Here is a 19,106-nt window from a genome sequence, read left to right on the forward strand (position 1 = left end):
TGAAGACATTTCAAGGCACTACTGACTTAGAGTTGAATTCCACCCTGAGTCAATAGTGCCTTCTCATTTTATAATTTTGCTACATATAATCCCTTTTTCTTCAATACCAATTTAGAGCGAATCATATAAACCAAGATAAGGATTTCAAACTTATAGTTTATTCATGTGCTATTTAAAATGGCAATTAAACCCTATTTTTTACTTTTTAGACGGGATATTGCCTCGAAATAGGGGTATTATATGATTATAAATGTGTCAAATTGACATTTTTTTATACAATTAAACATTTTAAATGCATATCTAACGATTAGTGCTAAATATTTGCTTTTCATTTTTTTTACTTTACACCGTCAAAACTACTATTGACAGCAATTAAGTGTTATTTTTTATTAAAACAATCATATCCTAATTCATTATGAAACAATTCAACTATCCAATCCTACAAAGGAAAAAGAAACTATACACTATTATGATGTATATTATTTTCTTTTGTATTTCGAGTATTACGCTGAGTGCCCAAACCCTGAAAGGGCGTATTACTACAGATGCAGGGAAGGAAATCCCCGGAGCCTCAATTTTAATTAAAGGAACAAATATCGGTACGGTTGCTAATAGCAATGGGGAGTATATCTTTAATAATTTACCTAAAAATGCTACGATTGTTATTACAAGTGTTGGGTATATAAAACAAGAAATTATCGTTGGTACAAAAACCGTTATTGATGTTACCTTACTTACTGATAACAGAGAGTTGGGCGAAGTTATCGTTGTAGGTTATGGTACTCAAAAGAAAAGAGACATAACTGGTTCAGTTGTGTCGGTTACCGAGGCAACCCTAAAAGAAGTACCAGCACCAAACCTTTTAAATTCTTTGAAGGGTAGAGCTGCAGGGGTATCAATCGTAAGTAATGGTTCTACTCCAGGTAGTCAAGCGTCGATTCGTATTCGTGGTAATCGCTCACTGACAACTGGTAATGGCGACGGACTTGATGGACCTTTAGTGGTGGTTGATGGTATTCCTTATGGAGGGCTAAATGATATTAATCCAGATGATATTTCAAATATTGAAATTCTTAAAGATGCCTCTGCAACGGCAATTTATGGTTCGCGTGGTGCGGGTGGGGTTATTTTAGTAACGACCAAAAGAGGTAAAATTGGAAAGCCAGTATTAACTTATGATGGGTATCATGGAATTACTAATATAATGGGCAAATACAATGTGATGAATGGAGAACAATATGCAAAGTTCAAAGATTTGTCCGCTGCTTATAATACCCAAGGTGCAGGTACAACAGCTTACCCTCTAACAGATGAGGAAAAAGCGAATTTAGCTGCTGGCGTTTCAACAGATTGGCAAAGCTTATTGTATAAACAAGGGTTTAATACTAGTCATCAACTTGGTTTACAAGGTGGTGTAGAAAACACGCAATATGGAATGGGAATTGGCTATTTCAACGAAACAGGAATTATGCCAAACCAAAACTTTGACCGTGCGACTATACGTGCAACATTAGACCAAAAAATCGGGAAGCATGTAAAAATTGGGTTAAATACAATTAATACCTTGACGCACAAGAACGACCCTGCGGGTGGTGGTATCCCAACAGAACTGGTACGTCTTTCGCCATTAGTTTCGGCCTATAACGCTGATGGGTCTGTAAATTTAAACCCTAAAAAAGGTACAATCGAAGCTCAAGCTGTTAGCCCCTTGACGCTTATCTCTCGTGGAGCTGATATACTTTCAAATGAGCGTTCTTTGAGAACTTTCAATAGCTTGTATGCAGAAGTAAATATCATCGATGGGCTTAAATACCGCTTCAATGCTGGTCTTAACTTTAGCCAAGTACATTTTAATGGCTATAGCCCTCCAAATACATTTGTTAACACAGGAACAGATCAAAGTGTATCAAGTGCAGATATTAGAAATACAGAGTATTGGGATGTGAACTTACAGCACTTATTATATTATGATAAAGTATTTGCTCAAAAACATAAAATAGGGTTAACTGCGCTATATGAAATTACAAAAAACCATAATTTAGGTAGCAATTTTAATGTAAAAGGTGTACCAGCCGATTATATTCAAACTGCAAACTTTACTTTAGCTTCTGGAGCAGTAACGGCTAATACTAGTTTTGGTAACTCTTTCGGAGAAACAGGATTATTGTCTTATATGGCTCGTTTGAACTATACGTTCAATGATAAATATACGCTAACAGCTACTTTCCGTAGAGACGGCTCTTCAACATTATCGCCAGGAAATCAATATTTTAATTATCCTGCTATTGGTTTGAGTTGGAATATCATTGATGAGCCATTTATGAAAGACCTTCCCGTCTTTTCTAACTTAAAACTAAGAGGTGGTTGGGGAATTTCTGGTAACCGTAACGTAGATGCTTATGCAACTTTAGGTGCATTATCGTCTGGATATTATAACTTCGGTACTACAACTGCTGGGCAAGCACTTGCTTATACAGTAACAAGTTTACCTGCAAGCAATTTAGGCTGGCAATCAACATCACAATCTGATTTTGGTTTGGAAATTGGGTTATTAAATAACCGAATCACGGGTTCATTTGATGTTTATAAACAAAATACTAAAGACATTTTACTTTCTGTAAACCTTCCTCAAAGTAACGGAGCAGGCTCTGCCTTGAAAAACTTAGGAAAAACCGAAGGTAGTGGGTTTGAATCTTCTTTAACATTCGATATTGTTAGAAATAAAAATGGCTTTAATTGGAGTACTGACGTAACTTATTTCTTTAATCGTGAAAAAATTACTCAGCTTACAACTCCTTCTGAATTAGATAATAAAGGAAACTTTTGGTTTGTTGGACAACCCCTCACAGTTATCTATGACTATAACAAAATCGGGATATGGCAACAATCAGATAAAGACAACGGTACGTTGGCAAAACAAACCTCGCCAGTACAAGTACCAGGAGAAATTAGGGTTGAAGACGTAGATGGTAATGGTAAAATTGATGCTAATGACCGCAAAGTTATTGGTAACTTCCAACCAAAATGGGAAGGTGGCTTTACCAATAGAATTAGTTTTAAAGGGTTTGATTTATCAATTGTTACATACGCACGTATGGGCATGAAAGTATTAGTTCCTTATTTGGCAGGAACATCGGGTGGTGGTTCTGGATTCGGATTCCTTAACCAAGGTCGTTCTAACCAATTAGTAATGGATTATTGGACAACAGAAAACCCAACAAATGCTTTCCCTAGACCAAATGCAGGGGGTGGTGTAAGAGATTTTACATCTACAACACAATACCAAGATGGTTCATTTATAAAAGTGAGAAGTATTAATTTTGGCTATACTGTACCTACAAAAATACTTAGTAGACTTGGAATTAGTTCTGCTCGTATATACGTGAATGCAACAAATCCACTTATCCTTTATTCACCATTAGTAAAAGATAAACTTGCGATTGACCCAGAAGGAAATGGATATGGTAATACAATTCAGGGCGGTAATTTTAACCGTGTAATTAGTGTAAACCTAAATAATCCGCCAGTACGTCAATTTACTTTAGGCGTAAATCTTAAATTTTAATGATTGATAACGACATGAAAAAAATAAAAATTTCCATACTAGCCTGTACTTTATTTTTAAGTTTAGGTTGTGAAAAAATACTTGAAGAACACCCACAATCTCAAATCGTACCTTCATATTTCAATAGTCCAGCGGGAGTACTTGGAGGTATTGCAGGGGTGTATAATGAAATTCGTAACCAATGGGGTACTGAAGGTTTCTCTTCAGAAATGCAAGCAGGAACTGATGAGTTTATTCAAGGTGCAAGTAGCGGGGGTGGTCCTGTTCATACTTTCAACGGACTCAATGGTACTAACTTTGGTTCGGCATGGGGATCATCATTTACATCTATTAATACACTAAATGGTGTATTGAAATTTGGCCAAGCTATTGACCTACCAGACGCAACTAAAAAACAATATCTTGCGCAAGCTAAGTTTTTAAGAGCATTTTGGTATTTCTATTTAGTTCAGACTTGGGGAGATGTACCTTTACATACTGAATTTATAACAGTTCCTTCTCAAGCTGCAAAAAGAGACCCAGCATCCGAGGTTTATAAACTAATTATTAAAGATTTAACTGAAGCGGCTGCTGATTTACCAGATAAACCAACCGCTCCATTCTTAGGTAAAGCAGCAACTAAGCCTGTTGCGCTGTTCTTCTTGGCTAAGGCTTACCTTACACGCGGATGGTTAACAAATTCACAGACAGATTTTGCCGAAGCAGCAAGAATATCAAGCGATATAATTGCTAATAAAGCAACTTATGGATTGGATTTATGGCAGGATTTCGGTGATGCCTTCGTACCTGCTAATGACTATGGTAAAGAAACGATGTTTGTAAGTGACCACTCAAATGATGCAAAATTTGGATATTATTCTGTTGGTGGTGGTGCCAGTGGTGGTGCTGGACAAAATCTTACACCTTGGTTTACTAACTGGAATTACCCTAATAATAGTGGCGTTAACTCAACTGTGAATGCGAGTGGTGTTTTGGTGAATTCAGGTACTTCATTGATGGTTCGTGATTCATATTACGGTCGTCCATATCAACGTATTCGTCCAAATAGCGTTAAACAAGCTACTGGAGACGTTGCTGGGAAGAATTATTTTCTTGACCAAGCTTTTGTAAAAAGAGATATTGATTCAAGATTCGCGAATACATTTTATACCGTGTATATCGCTAATCAATCAATTACGAATACTGCAACAGCTGCTAATAACAAAAGAGGTATTGGTTATACCACTCAAATAGGTGTTGATACTGCGGTTTGGCTTCCAGACTTTGAGGTTGTTGGAGCTCCACAATTCAATGGCACAAGACCATTTAAAGGAATTATTGTTCCACCGAGCCTTTGGAAATCAGATGTTTATCCTGCAATAAAGAAACACATGGATCCAAGCCGAGGAAGCAATTTCAATGACCCTTCAACTCGTCCAGTTGTGATTACACGTTTTGCAGAAGTATATCTTGTAGGAGCAGAGGCTTACCTTCAATCAGGTAATAAAGCAAAAGCTGCTGAACTATTAAATGTACTTCGTCAAAGAGCAGCATATCGTAAGACTAATTCCGCAGCTCAAAATGCCGCAGCAGCCGATGCTATGTTAATCAAAGAATCAGATGTAACTGTCGACTTTATTTTGGATGAGAGAAGCCGTGAATTATTTGGCGAATGGATGAGATTCCACGACTTAGTACGTACCAAGACATTGGTTAAACGTATAAAACTTTGGAATAATGAGGCTAGTCCTTATATAAAAGATTTCCATGTTTTGAGACCAATTCCACAATCTGAAATAGATCGTACTGTAGAAGGTCCTGTATTTACACAAAATCCAGGTTACTAAGACTTAATTGATGACTAGACTGCTCCAAATTTTTATTTGGAGCAGTCTTTTATTTGAGGAATTAATGCTTAAAATACTTTCAAATATTAATGATAATTGGCGATAATATAGCATAGTTTTATTTTGTCCCGATAGTATATTTTATAAAAAACCTATTTGATTTTTACCTATACAGAGCCCATTTTATAATATTATTTATATTAATTTGAAAAATTCATACCTATTGAACATTTTGAAGGAATATTTGGCAATTTGTGCTACTCAATTTTTTATTGATTTGCTTACTTTACACCATCAAAAAAGCGTGATATCGACTGCATACGTATATTTATTACCGAACACAGTTATACGGTTGTAGAATCAATAAAAGCTAATACTCAAACAAGCTCAATATTTATGAAACAAATTTACTTAGTACTTTTACTCTTATCAGTCGCGCATTGCTTTTCACAAAATAAATCGCAATTAAAGCTATGGTATAACCAACCTTCGGGAAATACTTGGGAAAATGCACTGCCTATTGGAAATGGATTTTTAGGAGCAATGGTCTATGGGAATGTTGAAAAAGAAACTATACAGCTTAATGAGCATACCGTCTGGAGTGGTAGTCCCAATCGCAATGATAACCCCGACGCTTTAGGAGCATTACAAGCTATCAGAAAACTGATTTTTGAGGGTAAATACAAAGAAGCTGAAAAATTAACGAATCAGTCAATTATTACTAAAAAATCGCATGGACAGATGTTTCAGCCTGTTGGCAACTTACATCTTACTTTTGAGGGATACCAAAAATATACAAATTATCATCGAGCGTTAGATATTGAGAAAGCAATTGCTACGGCCACTTATTCGGTCGGAGATGTCACATATACCCGTGAAGCCTTGGCTTCTTTTCCTGATAGAGTAATTGTATTGAGACTTACAGCCAACAAAGCGAATAGTATTTCATTTACAGCCACATATTCTACACCACATACTAAAAAATCAATAGCCACGACTCCAACCAAAGAACTTACTTTATCAGCCACTACCTCCGACCATGAAGGCGTAAAAGGTTTGGTTAGACTTAAAGGAATAACAAAATTCAACATTGAAGGAGGAAGTATGACCACTACCGATAGTTCTATATCGGTGAAAGATGCAAATGTGGCAACGATTTTTATTTCGATAGCTACCAATTTTAACAAGTATGATGATATAAGTGCCGACGAAAATAAAAGAGCTTCGGAATATTTGAATAAAGCTTTATCAAAACCTTATGATGCCATTGTAAATGGCCATATAGCTGCCTATCAAAAATATTTTAATAGAGTAAAACTGGATTTGGGGACAACAGATGCCGTAAAATTGCCTACAGATGAACGGTTGAAAAAATTCAGTAAGGCTTATGACCCTCATTTTGTTACACTATATTATCAGTATGGAAGGTATTTATTGATTTCCTCTTCACAACCAAGCGGACAACCAGCCAACTTACAAGGTATTTGGAATAATAAACTGCGTCCAGCATGGGACAGTAAATATACCATCAACATCAATACTGAGATGAATTACTGGCCTGCTGAGAAAACTAACCTTTCTGAATTGCACGAGCCTTTAATCAAACTTATAAGAGAATTATCGGAGACAGGCAAAGAAACAGCAAAAGTTATGTATGGTGCTCGTGGATGGATGGCACATCATAACACAGATATTTGGCGCACTAATGGTGCTGTAGATGGCGCATTTTGGGGTGTTTGGAATGCAGGAGGGGGCTGGTTAAGTCAGCACCTTTGGGAACATTATTTATACAATGGAGATAAAAAATATTTAGCATCAATATATCCAATACTGAAAGGAGCAGCAACATTTTACGTTGATTTTTTAGTAGAACATCCTAAATACCATTGGCTTGTGGTATCACCAGCTAACTCACCCGAGAATGCACCAGGAGCGCATGAGGGGTCTTCTTTAGATGCGGGGACAACTATGGATAATCAAATTGTTTATGATGTATTCAGTACAACCATAAGAGCCGCCGAAGCCCTTAGTAAAGACCATGTCTTTGTGGATACCCTTAAGCAAATGCGTAGTAAATTAGCCCCAATGCACATCGGTAAGCATAATCAATTACAAGAATGGCTCGATGATGTAGATGAGCCTAATGACCACCATCGCCATATTTCTCATTTGTACGGTTTGTTTCCATCTAATCAAATATCGGCCTATAGAACACCTGAACTATTTGCAGCAGCAAAAAATACGCTTATTCAGCGTAGTGATGTTTCCACAGGTTGGAGCATGGGCTGGAAAGTAAATTGGTGGGCAAAAATGCAAGATGGAAATCATGCCTATCAATTAATTAAAAACCAGCTTACACCATTGGGCGTAAATGCCGAAGGTGGGGGTACTTACAACAATTTATTTGATGCTCATCCCCCATTTCAGATTGATGGTAATTTTGGATGTACTTCGGGAATTACGGAAATGCTCATGCAAAGTGCAGACGATGCGCTACATTTATTGCCTGCTCTTCCAGACGTTTGGACGGAAGGTTCTATTCGAGGACTTCGTGCTAAAGGGGGATTTGAAGTAGTAGAAATGCAATGGAAAGATGCCAAACTTACTAAAGTAGTAATAAAATCTACTTTAGGAGGAAACCTTCGTTTGAGATTGCCTAATCAATTAAAATCAAGCACAGGAGCTACTTTAAGTAAAGCTTTGGGAAAAAACCCTAATCCATTTTATCAATTAGAAGAAATTCCAAGTCCAATTATTTCTGAAAAATCAAACATTAAGCCTCTTGAATTGAAGGAAACAGTGCTTTTTGATATACCAACACAAAAGGGTAAAATCTATACTTTTTCAACAAAATAAATCTTTGAAATTTTATTATCATGAAAATAAAAATATTCGTTTTAGTACTGACATATTTGATCACAATCAATATCACAAACGCACAAAAAACAACTTTAGTAAACCCTATCATGACGGGTTTTTACCCTGACCCAAGTATTGTACAAGTAGGGAAAGACTATTATCTTATCAATTCTACCTTTTCGTATTTCCCTGGCATTCCAGTTATGCACAGTCGTGACCTTAAAAATTGGAAACAAATTGGTAATGTAATTGACCGCCCATCGCAAATGGATTTTATGGGAGAGCGCATGACTCGTGGACTATTTGCGCCTGCTATTAATTACTATAAAGGCGTTTTTTATGTGACTTGTACTGATATTGACCACGACGGAAATTTTGTGGTAACTGCCAATAATCCCGCTGGTCCGTGGAGTAATCCTGTAAAACTGCCGGAGGTAAAAGGTATTGACCCATCGCTTTACTTTGATGAAGAAACCGACAAAGCCTATATCGTTTATAATAGTGACGCGCCTAATTACAAACCCCTTTATTCAGGACATCGCACTATTCGTATGTATGAATTTGACTATAAAAACCTAAAAGTTACAGGGGAAGAACAACAGTTAGTAAACGGAGGAGTAGACCTCAGCAAAAAACCTGTATGGATTGAAGGCCCACATATTATGAAACGTTTTGGTTGGTATTACTTGTATGCCGCTGAAGGTGGTACTTCTGTCAATCACTCAGAGGTCATATTAAGAAGTAAATCTGTTGCGGGGCCATACATCCCTTATGAAAATAATCCTATTTTAACACAAAGAGATTTACCTGAAAACCGCAAAGACCCTATTACTTCAGCTGGTCATGCGCAGTTTGTCGATGGACCAGACGGAAAGACTTATGCTATTTTTCTAGCTGTTCGTCCTTATGAAGGAGATTATTATAATACAGGACGGGAAACATTTATTGCTCCAGTGGCATGGAAAGATGAATGGCCAATCATCAATCCTGATAGCAAGGAAATCAAATACAGCTATACCACTGATTTTAAGGAGGAAAAACAAAAAGGAGCATTGCCACAATCGGGCAATTTTGCTTATACATTCAATTTCGACAAAAAACTAGACCCATCATTTTTGTTCATGCGAACAATTGACTCAAGTTCTTTTGCAATTTCTCCTAAAAAAGGTTTAACCCTAAAGCTAAAAGCAGCAACAGTAATGGATTTTGCCAATCCATCTTTTATCGGAAAACGCCAGCAACACCTTTACAGCACAGCCGAAACAGCCTTGACATTTTCTGCAACAAAGGAAAATGAAAAAGCAGGGTTAGTGATTTTTCAGAATGAAACGCACTTTTATTTTTTAGGTAAATCAATTGTAGAAGGAAAGAATGTATTACAACTTTTTCAAAGTAATACAAAAGATAAAACCATGACTTTATTGACCGAAGTACCTATTAACCCTAAACAAGAAGCGGTAAAACTGCGTATCAGTTCGGAAGGAGATAAGTACAGCTTTTATTACGCTATTGATAAAGAGAATTGGACTCTTATCAAAGATAAAGTAGATGGAAAATACTTGAGTACAAAAACAGCAGGCGGTTTTATTGGATGTATTTATGGGATGTATGCAACCTCGTCTGGAGAAGATAGCAATAATACTGCTTCTTTTAAATACCTGAAATACACAGGTAACGACAGTATGTTTAAGTAAATAATAACGTGGGATTATGTTGTTTCCAAAAACTTGAGAGACAAGTACTCATTAACAGTTTAAGTATTGAACAAAATGATAAAAAGATTTTTATTCCTGACTATATTAATATTTAGTCAAAAAGTATTTGCACAAGTAAAACAGGCACAAAATCCTATCATCTTTGCGGATGTACCTGATATGGCAATGATTCGTGTGGGGAATACGTATTATATGAGTAGTACAACCATGCATATGAGTCCGGGGGTGCCTATTATGAAATCAAAAGATTTGGTCAATTGGGAAATAGTTGGCTATGCTTACGATACGCTTGCTAGCATTAACGAACTGAATTTAACCAATGGCAAAAGTACCTATGGCAGAGGCTCATGGGCAAGTAGCTTACGACTGCATAATGGAACTTATTATCTGACTACTTTTGCACAAACCACAGGCAAAACACATATTTATACGACTAAAAACATTGAAAAAGGCCCTTGGAAAGCTATTTCATTCAGGCCTTCTTATCATGACCATACTTTGTTTTTTGATGATGATGGTCGTACATATTTGATTTATGGTAGTGGTAAACTCAAATTAGTAGAACTCAATGCTGATGCTTCTGGCGTTAAAGAAGGTAGTACTGAACAAGTAATTATCGAAAATGCCAGTACACCATCAGGAACTAACGGTGGTTTACCCGCAGAAGGTTCTCAGCTCTTTAAAGTAAATGGCAAATATTACTTATTCAATATTAGCTGGCCACGTGGCGGTATGCGTACTGTAGTAATTCACCGAGCTGATAAAATTACGGGGCCTTGGGAAGGGAAAGTAGGATTACAAGATTTGGGCGTTGCTCAAGGTGGACTGATTGATACCCCAGACGGGAAATGGTATTCGTACCTATTTCGTGATTTTGGTGGAGTTGGTCGGATTCCCTATTTAGTACCTGTAAAATGGGAAGATGGTTGGCCAGTATTGGGCGAAAATGGTAAAGTTCCCGAAAAATTAGACCTTCCAGCCAATGAAAGCTTAATCCCAGGTATTGTCGCTTCTGATGAATTTACCCGCAAAAAAGGAGATTCAGCATTACCTTTAGTATGGCAGTGGAATCATAACCCTGATAATAGCCTATGGTCAGTTGCTGAAAGAAAAGGATTTTTACGATTAAAAACAGGCAGAATTGATAGCAGTTTCCTTTTAGCCAGAAACACACTTACTCAGCGAACAATCGGGCCAGTTTGTTCGGGAATTACCTCTTTAGATATTTCAAAAATGAAAGAAGGAGACTTCGCTGGATTGAGTTTACTGCAAAAAAACTTTGGTTTGGTAGGTGTAAGCATAGAGAATGGGGAAAAATCAATCATAATGTATGATGCTTCATCTGGAAAACCTGTTGAGGTACAAAAAGTATCCCTAAAGCAAAATACCATCTTTTTAAAAGCTGAATGTGATTTTAAAAATCGAGCCGATACAGGTTATTTCTTTTACAGTCTTGATGGGAAAGTTTGGCAACCTATTGGCAGGTCTATCAAAATGCCTTATACTATTCCGCATTTTATGGGGTATCGTTTTGGCTTATTTAACTACGCGACTAAAAATATAGGCGGATATGCAGATTTTGACTTTTTTAGGGTTGAAAATCAAATTTCAAAACAAAATTAGTATAGCTGAAAAAGGTATCAACAAATAGATTAGATATTATTAAAAAACTTTTTCCTATAAAAATGAAAAATAAACTCTTTGCGATTATCCTTGTTTTAGGCAACTATATTGCTAATGCTCAACAGATTATCCCTTTATACGAAGGAGCTGTTCCCAATGCCAAAGTGACTAATATAACCGAAACAGGTGGCGACAAAGGAATGTATAAAGATGTAACCGTACCTACGTTGGAATACATAAAACCTGAAAAACCAAACGGGACTTCCGTGATAATAGTAGCAGGGGGTGGCTATAGCGTAATTGTATACAATGGCGAGGGGATAAGTACTGCCAAAGCGTTAGCAGACAAGGGAATATCAGCATTTGTGCTAAAATATAGGTTGCCCAGTGATGACATAATGGTAGATAAAAAAATAGGCTCATTACAGGATGCCCAGCAAGCCATAAAGTTTCTCCGAGAAAATGCCGACAAATATGGTATCGATAAAAATAAAATAGGCATTATGGGTTTTTCGGCAGGTGGACATTTGGCCAGTACAGCCGCTACTCATTTCGAAAAATCGTATATCGAAAATCCTAATAACACTAGCCTAAGACCCGATTTTCAGATCTTGGTTTACCCTGTTATCAGTATGAAGGAAGGTCTTACACATGGCGGTTCACGGGACAATCTGATTGGTAAAAATCCTACTGATGCTGACATTGAAGCTTTCTCTAACGAACTGCAAATCAAAGCCAATACACCGCCAGCCTATTTGACTCACGCTGCCGACGATAAGTTGGTAGATGTGGATAACAGCATTTCATACTTTGAAAATTTACGAAAGAACAAAGTTGAGGTAGAAATGCACATTTTCCCGAAAGGTGACCACGGATTTATTTTTCGTCACAAAGGTTGGATGGAACCACTTTTTGACTGGATGAAACGTAACAATTGGTTGTAATGTTCACTGTTTTTAACATAAAAATACAATGAAAAAATATCTAATTTTCTGTATTTCAGCATTGTTTCTAATAAATTTTGCTACTTTTTCCCAAGTGTGGAGTCCCATAAAAACCCAAAATGGGTTTGTGCAAGGGACTTTTGAAAACGGTCAACAGGTTTTCCGTGGTATTCCCTTTGCTCAACCGCCAGTAGGACAGTTGAGGTGGAAAGCGCCACAGCCTGCCACAAATTGGGAAGGTATAAAAGCAACCACGAATTTTGCCCCTGCTCCCTATCAAGGTGGAAACCCTCCATCTGGTAAAAGTGAAGACTGCTTGTACCTAAATGTATGGAGTCCAGCTAAAAACCCCAAAGAAAAACTACCTGTAATTGTATGGATTTACGGGGGTGGTTTTGCCTTTGGTTCTACCGCTGATGGGGTTTATTCAGGTGAAAAATTGGCAGAAAAAGGTGTGGTGTTCGTTTCAATTGCTTATCGAGTTGGTCAATTAGGCTTTTTAGCACATCCAGAATTAAGTGCCGAAACTCCTCAAAAAACATCTGGGAATTATGGTTTGCTAGACATGATAGCGGGCTTGCAATGGGTTAAAAGTAATATTGCAGCTTTTGGGGGCGACCCATCTAAAGTTACTATTTTTGGAGAATCAGCAGGAGGCATAGCCGTAAGTATGCTTTGTGCTTCGCCCTTGGCTAAAGGACTGTTTCATGGGGCTATTTCACAGAGTGGTGGTTCTTTTGGCCCAGCAAGGATAACCACATACCCTGGAGAAAATCAAAAATTACTGGCAGATGCCGAACAAAGTGGTTTAGAGTACATGAAAAAAGCAGGGGCAAGTTCGTTGGCTGAGCTTAGAAAAATAGACATCGAAAAACTTCCGCAAGGTTTTGGTATGCCTGGTGGTTGGCCTATTATTGATGGCTACGTGATTCCTAACGATCAATATACACTTTATGAGCAAGGTAAATACAACCATACACCTATTTTAGTAGGTTATAATTCTGATGAGGGGCTGAGTTTTAGTCCGCCAAAAACACCAAAAGATTATACTGATGGCGTACAAAAACGCTATGGAAAGTTTGCTGATAAGCTGATTCAAGCATACCCTGTAAACGAAACTACTGTGCCTAAAACTGCCCGAGATTTAGCACGTGATGCTGCTTTTGGCTGGCATACTTGGGCTTGGGCAAACTTACAGTCTAATACCAGTAAGTCGAAAGTGTATTATTATTATTTTGACCAACATCCTGATTTCCCTGAAAACTCACCACAATACGGACAAGGCACACCACATGGACACGACGTAGGCTTTGTATTTGGGCATACCAGTCCGCAAAGTAAATTAGCCACTGCTACTGATGCCAATATATCGGATGCTATGGTGAGCTATTGGACTAACTTTGCCAAATATGGTGACCCTAATGGAGCAGGTTTACCCCTTTGGCAACAATATACTAAAACTAATCATGCGGTAATGCACTTTTCCCAAAGCTCCAAAATGGGTACAGTTCCCAGTGAAAAATCTTTGGAAGTATTAGAGGAATATTATAAATGGCGTCGTACATTCGAGGGGAAAAAGTGGGCTAAATAAATAATCAGCCACTATTTAAAGAATATGAAAAATAATTACATTAATACGCTATTGTTTTTGGCTTTTAGCTTTACGGTTTGGGGACAGACAAAAGCACCAGAGCCACTTTTGCCAGTGCCTTCCAAAAATCAGTTGCGATGGCAGCAAATGGAATATTATAGTTTCATTCATTTTTCGGTAAATACTTATACGGATATGGCTTGGGGTTTAGGTAACGAAGACCCAAAAATATTTAATCCCACTAAATTAGACTGCCGTCAGTGGGCTAGAATATGCAAGCAGGCGGGTATGAAAGGCATAATTTTTACTGCCAAACATCATAGTGGCTTTTGTTTGTGGCCATCGAAATACACCGATTATTCCGTAAAAAATGCCCCTTGGCGAAATGGTAAAGGCGATATGGTAAAAGAATTGGCAGATGCTTGTAGGGAATATGGTTTAAAATTTGGTGTGTATCTTTCACCTTGGGACAGAAACCACCCTGACTACGGCAAACCTGAATACATTACCTATTTTCGTAACCAACTCACAGAGTTACTAACCAATTATGGCGAAATATTTGAAGTTTGGTTTGATGGAGCCAATGGTGGCTCTGGCTACTACGGTGGGGCAAACGAAACCCGAAAGATTGATGCTAAAACTTATTACGATTGGCAAAACACCTACAAACTGGTAAGAAAGCTACAACCCAACATTGTGATTTGGAATGATGGTGGCGACCGTGCAGATTTACGCTGGGTAGGTACAGAGGCGGGCTATGTAGGCGAAACCAATTGGAGTTTGCTCAACGCCACTGGCGATGTACCCGACCAAATGCTACGCCACGGTGTAGAAAACGGAAATGCATGGGTGCCAGGCGAGGTAAATACTTCTATCCGTCCAGAATGGTTTTATCATCCCAAAGAAGATAAAAAGGTAAAAACGTTACCTCAGCTCATGGATACCTATTATAATTCGGTAGGGAGAAATGGTACACTTTTGCTTAATTTCCCGATAATGCCCAATGGACTGATACATGAAACAGATGAAAAAAATGTGCTTGCCTTTGCCCAAGCAAGACGTGAGGCTTTTAGTAAAAATCTTTTAATAAATACAAAAAACCAAGCTACGAATGTACGAGGAAAAAGTAGCCAGTTTGCACCACAAAAAGCTTTTGACCAAAACAAAGAAAGCTACTGGGCTACTGATGATAGTATCACAAAAGCCTCATTGACGATGAGTTTTGCAAAACCTACGGCATTCAATCGTTTTTTGATTCAAGAGCCTATTTGGCTAGGACAAAGAGTAAAAGCTTTTACCTTAGAAGCAAAAGTAAATGACACTTGGCAACAAATTGCCAAAGAAACTACCATTGGCTATAAACGAATTTTGAGATTTAACACCGTCAAGGCTACGCAAATTAGGCTGAATATTACCGATGCTAAGGCTTGCCCACTCATTAGTAATATCGAAGTGTACCAAGCTCCGATTATTTTAACACCCCCACAAATTACCCGTAATCAGGCAGGAGAGGTGCATATTACTCCAACAGATGCTGAGTCAGAATTATTTTACACGCTTGATGGTAGCATACCAACCTCAAAATCAAGTAAATATACTGATGCTATTGACACAGGTTTGGGAAAAGTGACTGTAAAAGCCATAGCCTTTAGCCCACAAAATAAATTACAAAGCGAAGTAGCCGAAGAAAAATTTGAAATTGCTCGTAAGCACTGGTCGATAGTAGGAATACAGGATAAAAAAGCCCTTCATGTTTTAGATGGTAACGAATATACGTCTTGGCAAAAAGACAAAGTACCAACCGACTTAATAATTGACTTAGGTAAAGAGGAAAACCTTATAGGTTTCCGCTATCTGCCCGACCAAAATTGGTGGGCAGAAGCCAGTATAATTTCGCAATATCAATTTTATGTTTCAAACGATAATTCTAACTGGCAACTGGTAAGCGAAGGCGAATTTGCCAATATTAAAAATAACCCTACATGGCAAATAAAAGAATTTGCTGCCATAAAAGCCAGATATATAAAACTAAAAGCCTTGAAAAATATTCAAGAAAACGCTGCCTCTGGTTATGCTGAGCTTGATATTTTAACGAATTGATTTACTAATATTCAATTTTAACCTAATAACAATGAAAAGCACATTTTTATCCCTGATATTTACCACGATTGTTACTGGTACTATATCCTTTGCCCAAGCACAGCAGCCTGCTGTTATTGAAGACTTTAAACCGTCTTCTCTCAATCAGCCACAACAAGAATACCCAATGGTAAACTCGCAAGGTTATGCTCGTTTCAAAATAATAGCACCTGCTGCTGATAGTGTTCGTGTAAGTTTAGGTCTGGGTGGCAAAGGAGGAACCAAATTAGAGAAAGCCAGTGATGGTAGTTGGATGGGGACTACAGAAGGCCCAATGGACGAAGGTTTTCACTACTATAATATCAAAATTGATGGAGGTAAATTTAATGACCCAAGTGCTTTAAACTACTATGGATCAGTTCGTTGGGAAAGCGGTATAGAAATTCCTGCACATGACCAAGATTTTTACGCGCTCAAAAACGTTCCTCATGGTCATGTACAGCAAGTGTTATTTCCTTCTCCAAGCACCAATACTTCTCGCAGAGCATTTGTATATACACCACCAGGCTATGAAAAAGGTAAGGATAAATATCCTGTACTTTACTTACAACATGGCTGGGGTGAAGACGAAACCGCTTGGATGAACCAAGGTCATGCCAATTTAATTATGGACAACCTCATTGCAGAAGGAAAAATTAAGCCTTTCATTATCGTAAATACTTATGGTATGACCAACGAAGTAAAGTTTGGGAAAATGAGAGAGTTTAAAATAGAGCCTTTTCAAACGGTTTTGGTAGACGAGCTTATTCCATACGTAGATGCTCATTTTAGAACAATTGCTAAACAAACGCACCGTGCTATGGGTGGGTTGAGTATGGGTGGTATGGAAACTAAAACCATTACCTTGAATAAGCCAGAGGTATTTTCGCATTATGCTCTTTTAAGTGGGGGTACTTATGCCCCAACTGACATCAAAGACAAATCGAAGGTGAAACTTATATTTTTGAGCTGTGGCAGTAAAGAAAGACCTGAAGGAGTAATAAAAGCGGTTGAGGCATTAAAAGAGGCAAGTTTCAACGCTGTTTCTTACGTGTCAGATAAAACTGGTCATGAGTTCCAAACATGGCGTAGAAGTTTACATGAATTAGCTCCGTTATTGTTTAAATAACTATTAAAAAGAAGAGATTATATTTTAAGTAGTAATCCTTCATTTTGGAATAACGGGTTATCGAAAACTAGACAAACGCGATGTTGTAAAGATACATAGTTTGATGATATACGGTTTTAATCAGCACTGATTAAAACCGTATATCATATAAATAAAATGAAATGAAAAACCAGATAAATAACGCGATAGTCCATAAAATACAAATAGCCATTATACTAACACTTTCAATAGTTTTAGTCAAGCCATTTGTAGTAATAGGGCAAAATAAAAGCAATTCAGAAAGAGGAAATAGCCAAGCATCCATCGTTTCAGGAAAATACCGTAACCTGTTTTTGGAAGTAGGATACAGTCAAAACGAGATAGAGGCTAAGGTCGCAAAAGCATACTATGATGTTTTTGAAGGGCCTAACAAGGTATATTTTGCTGTTGGAGACTCTATGGCTTATGTATCTGATGTGAAAAATCATGACGCGCGAACTGAAGGGCTTTCTTATGGAATGATGATTGCCGTTCAACTAGATAAAAAAGATGTTTTTGATAGAATTTGGAGATGGTCAAAAAAATACCTTCAACACCAAAGCGGTCCACGGGAAGGATATTTTGCATGGAGTATCAATCCAGAAACCATGAAAAAAAATTCAGAAGGCTCGGCTTCTGATGGCGAATTATACTATGTGACTAGTTTATTATTTGCTGCAAACAAATGGGGAAATAATACGGGTATTCATTATTACAATGAAGCCCGAAGAATATTGGATGCCATGTGGAAAAAAGATGGCACAGGAAATATTTATAATCTGATTAATACAGAACATAAGCAAATTACTTTTGTACCAGAGGGTAGTAATTATAACTGGACAGACCCATCGTATCACCTGCCTGCATTTTATGAAGTATGGGCATTATATGCTAAAGATGGTCATGAACAGTTTTATAAAGAATGTGCCGATACGTCTCGGGTATTTTTACACAGAGCTTGTCATCCAGTAACGGGACTAAATTCTGACTATACAGAATTTAGTGGAGCACCTCATCCAACTCGCTGGATGCCCGCTGGTTTTCGTTATGATTCATGGAGAGTACCTATGAACATTACGATGGATTATACTTGGTTTGGGAAAGATAAAACTTGGCAAGAAGATTATGCAAAAAGGTTTCAAAACTTTCTTCGTTCAAAAGGTATTGATACCTATGACGACCAATTTAACTTAGATGGTTCAAAACCTGATTTTATTTTGCAAGCAGGTAGTGTAAAAAAGTTAAGACATTCGATTGGACTGGTATCTACCGCTGCTACGGCATCGCTTATTAATCATGAGAAAAACAAAGTCGATTTTGTGAGAGCGATTTGGAATGCTAAATTAGAACCTTATGAAGATGGATATTTTGATCCTTATTATGATGGACTTATGTATATGTTTAGTTTGATGCACCTGAGCGGAAAGTATCAAATTATCAAGCCTAAATAAATATTTTTTCATCCTAAAAGTTGATTTTTGAGAGGTTTATATCTAAATGGAGAATAGTAATAAAAAGCTTATTGCTATTCGTATTAACCATTTTAATAATAGATAGTTGAATTAAAGAAAAAAGTGATATTAATAATTTTTATTCTTGAATTTATTAAATAAAAAGTTGCTAGTATTATATTTTATATTTAATTTTACTATAAGCAATCCGCTAGTGTTGGATTCTCTCTGGTCTTCTTTTATTATCTATATGTGTTACTTTAACAC

Annotated in this window: 10 protein-coding genes; all 10 read left to right on the plus strand. The window is 37.3% G+C overall.

What is annotated here, in order from left to right:
- The first annotated feature begins 415 nt into the window (after window positions 1-415).
- The 10 genes from J2Y60_RS12015 to J2Y60_RS12060 all read left to right on the plus strand — a co-directional run bounded on the left by J2Y60_RS12015 (window position 416) and on the right by J2Y60_RS12060 (window position 18,839).
- A complete protein-coding gene (locus J2Y60_RS12015; protein WP_309994642.1) occupies window positions 416-3,565 on the plus strand; it encodes a TonB-dependent receptor in 3,150 nt (1,049 codons plus the stop codon).
- Window positions 3,566-3,579: 14 nt separating this feature from the next.
- Complete coding sequence (locus J2Y60_RS12020) at window positions 3,580-5,391, plus strand: RagB/SusD family nutrient uptake outer membrane protein (RefSeq protein WP_309918210.1); 1,812 nt, start codon at window positions 3,580-3,582, stop codon at window positions 5,389-5,391.
- 396 nt (window positions 5,392-5,787) lie between these two features.
- Complete coding sequence (locus J2Y60_RS12025; protein WP_309918213.1) at window positions 5,788-8,247, plus strand: glycoside hydrolase family 95 protein; 2,460 nt, start codon at window positions 5,788-5,790, stop codon at window positions 8,245-8,247.
- A 20-nt stretch (window positions 8,248-8,267) separates the two neighbouring features.
- Window positions 8,268-9,944: a glycoside hydrolase family 43 protein gene (locus J2Y60_RS12030; protein ID WP_309918216.1), complete on the plus strand. Its 1,677-nt coding sequence runs from the start codon at window positions 8,268-8,270 to the stop codon at window positions 9,942-9,944.
- 75 nt (window positions 9,945-10,019) lie between these two features.
- Window positions 10,020-11,588: a glycoside hydrolase 43 family protein gene (locus tag J2Y60_RS12035; RefSeq protein ID WP_309918219.1), complete on the plus strand. Its 1,569-nt coding sequence runs from the start codon at window positions 10,020-10,022 to the stop codon at window positions 11,586-11,588.
- Window positions 11,589-11,650: 62 nt separating this feature from the next.
- Window positions 11,651-12,532, plus strand: a complete 882-nt coding sequence (locus tag J2Y60_RS12040) for an alpha/beta hydrolase (protein WP_309918223.1) — start codon at window positions 11,651-11,653, stop codon at window positions 12,530-12,532.
- Between the two features lie 28 nt (window positions 12,533-12,560).
- Window positions 12,561-14,123, plus strand: a complete 1,563-nt coding sequence (locus J2Y60_RS12045; RefSeq protein WP_309918226.1) for a carboxylesterase family protein — start codon at window positions 12,561-12,563, stop codon at window positions 14,121-14,123.
- Between the two features lie 147 nt (window positions 14,124-14,270).
- Window positions 14,271-16,223: an alpha-L-fucosidase gene (locus J2Y60_RS12050; protein WP_409014226.1), complete on the plus strand. Its 1,953-nt coding sequence runs from the start codon at window positions 14,271-14,273 to the stop codon at window positions 16,221-16,223.
- A 31-nt stretch (window positions 16,224-16,254) separates the two neighbouring features.
- Entirely contained in the window at window positions 16,255-17,370 is a 1,116-nt protein-coding gene (locus tag J2Y60_RS12055; RefSeq protein WP_309918233.1) for an alpha/beta hydrolase-fold protein, read from the plus strand.
- A gap of 161 nt (window positions 17,371-17,531) precedes the next feature.
- Window positions 17,532-18,839 (plus strand): glycosyl hydrolase family 8, encoded by a 1,308-nt coding sequence (locus tag J2Y60_RS12060; RefSeq protein ID WP_309918236.1) that lies wholly within the window; start codon window positions 17,532-17,534, stop codon window positions 18,837-18,839.
- The last annotated feature ends 267 nt before the right edge of the window (window positions 18,840-19,106 follow it).

The sequence above is a fragment of the Arcicella sp. BE140 genome, assembly GCF_031456255.1.
Lineage (GTDB): Bacteria > Bacteroidota > Bacteroidia > Cytophagales > Spirosomataceae > Arcicella > Arcicella aquatica.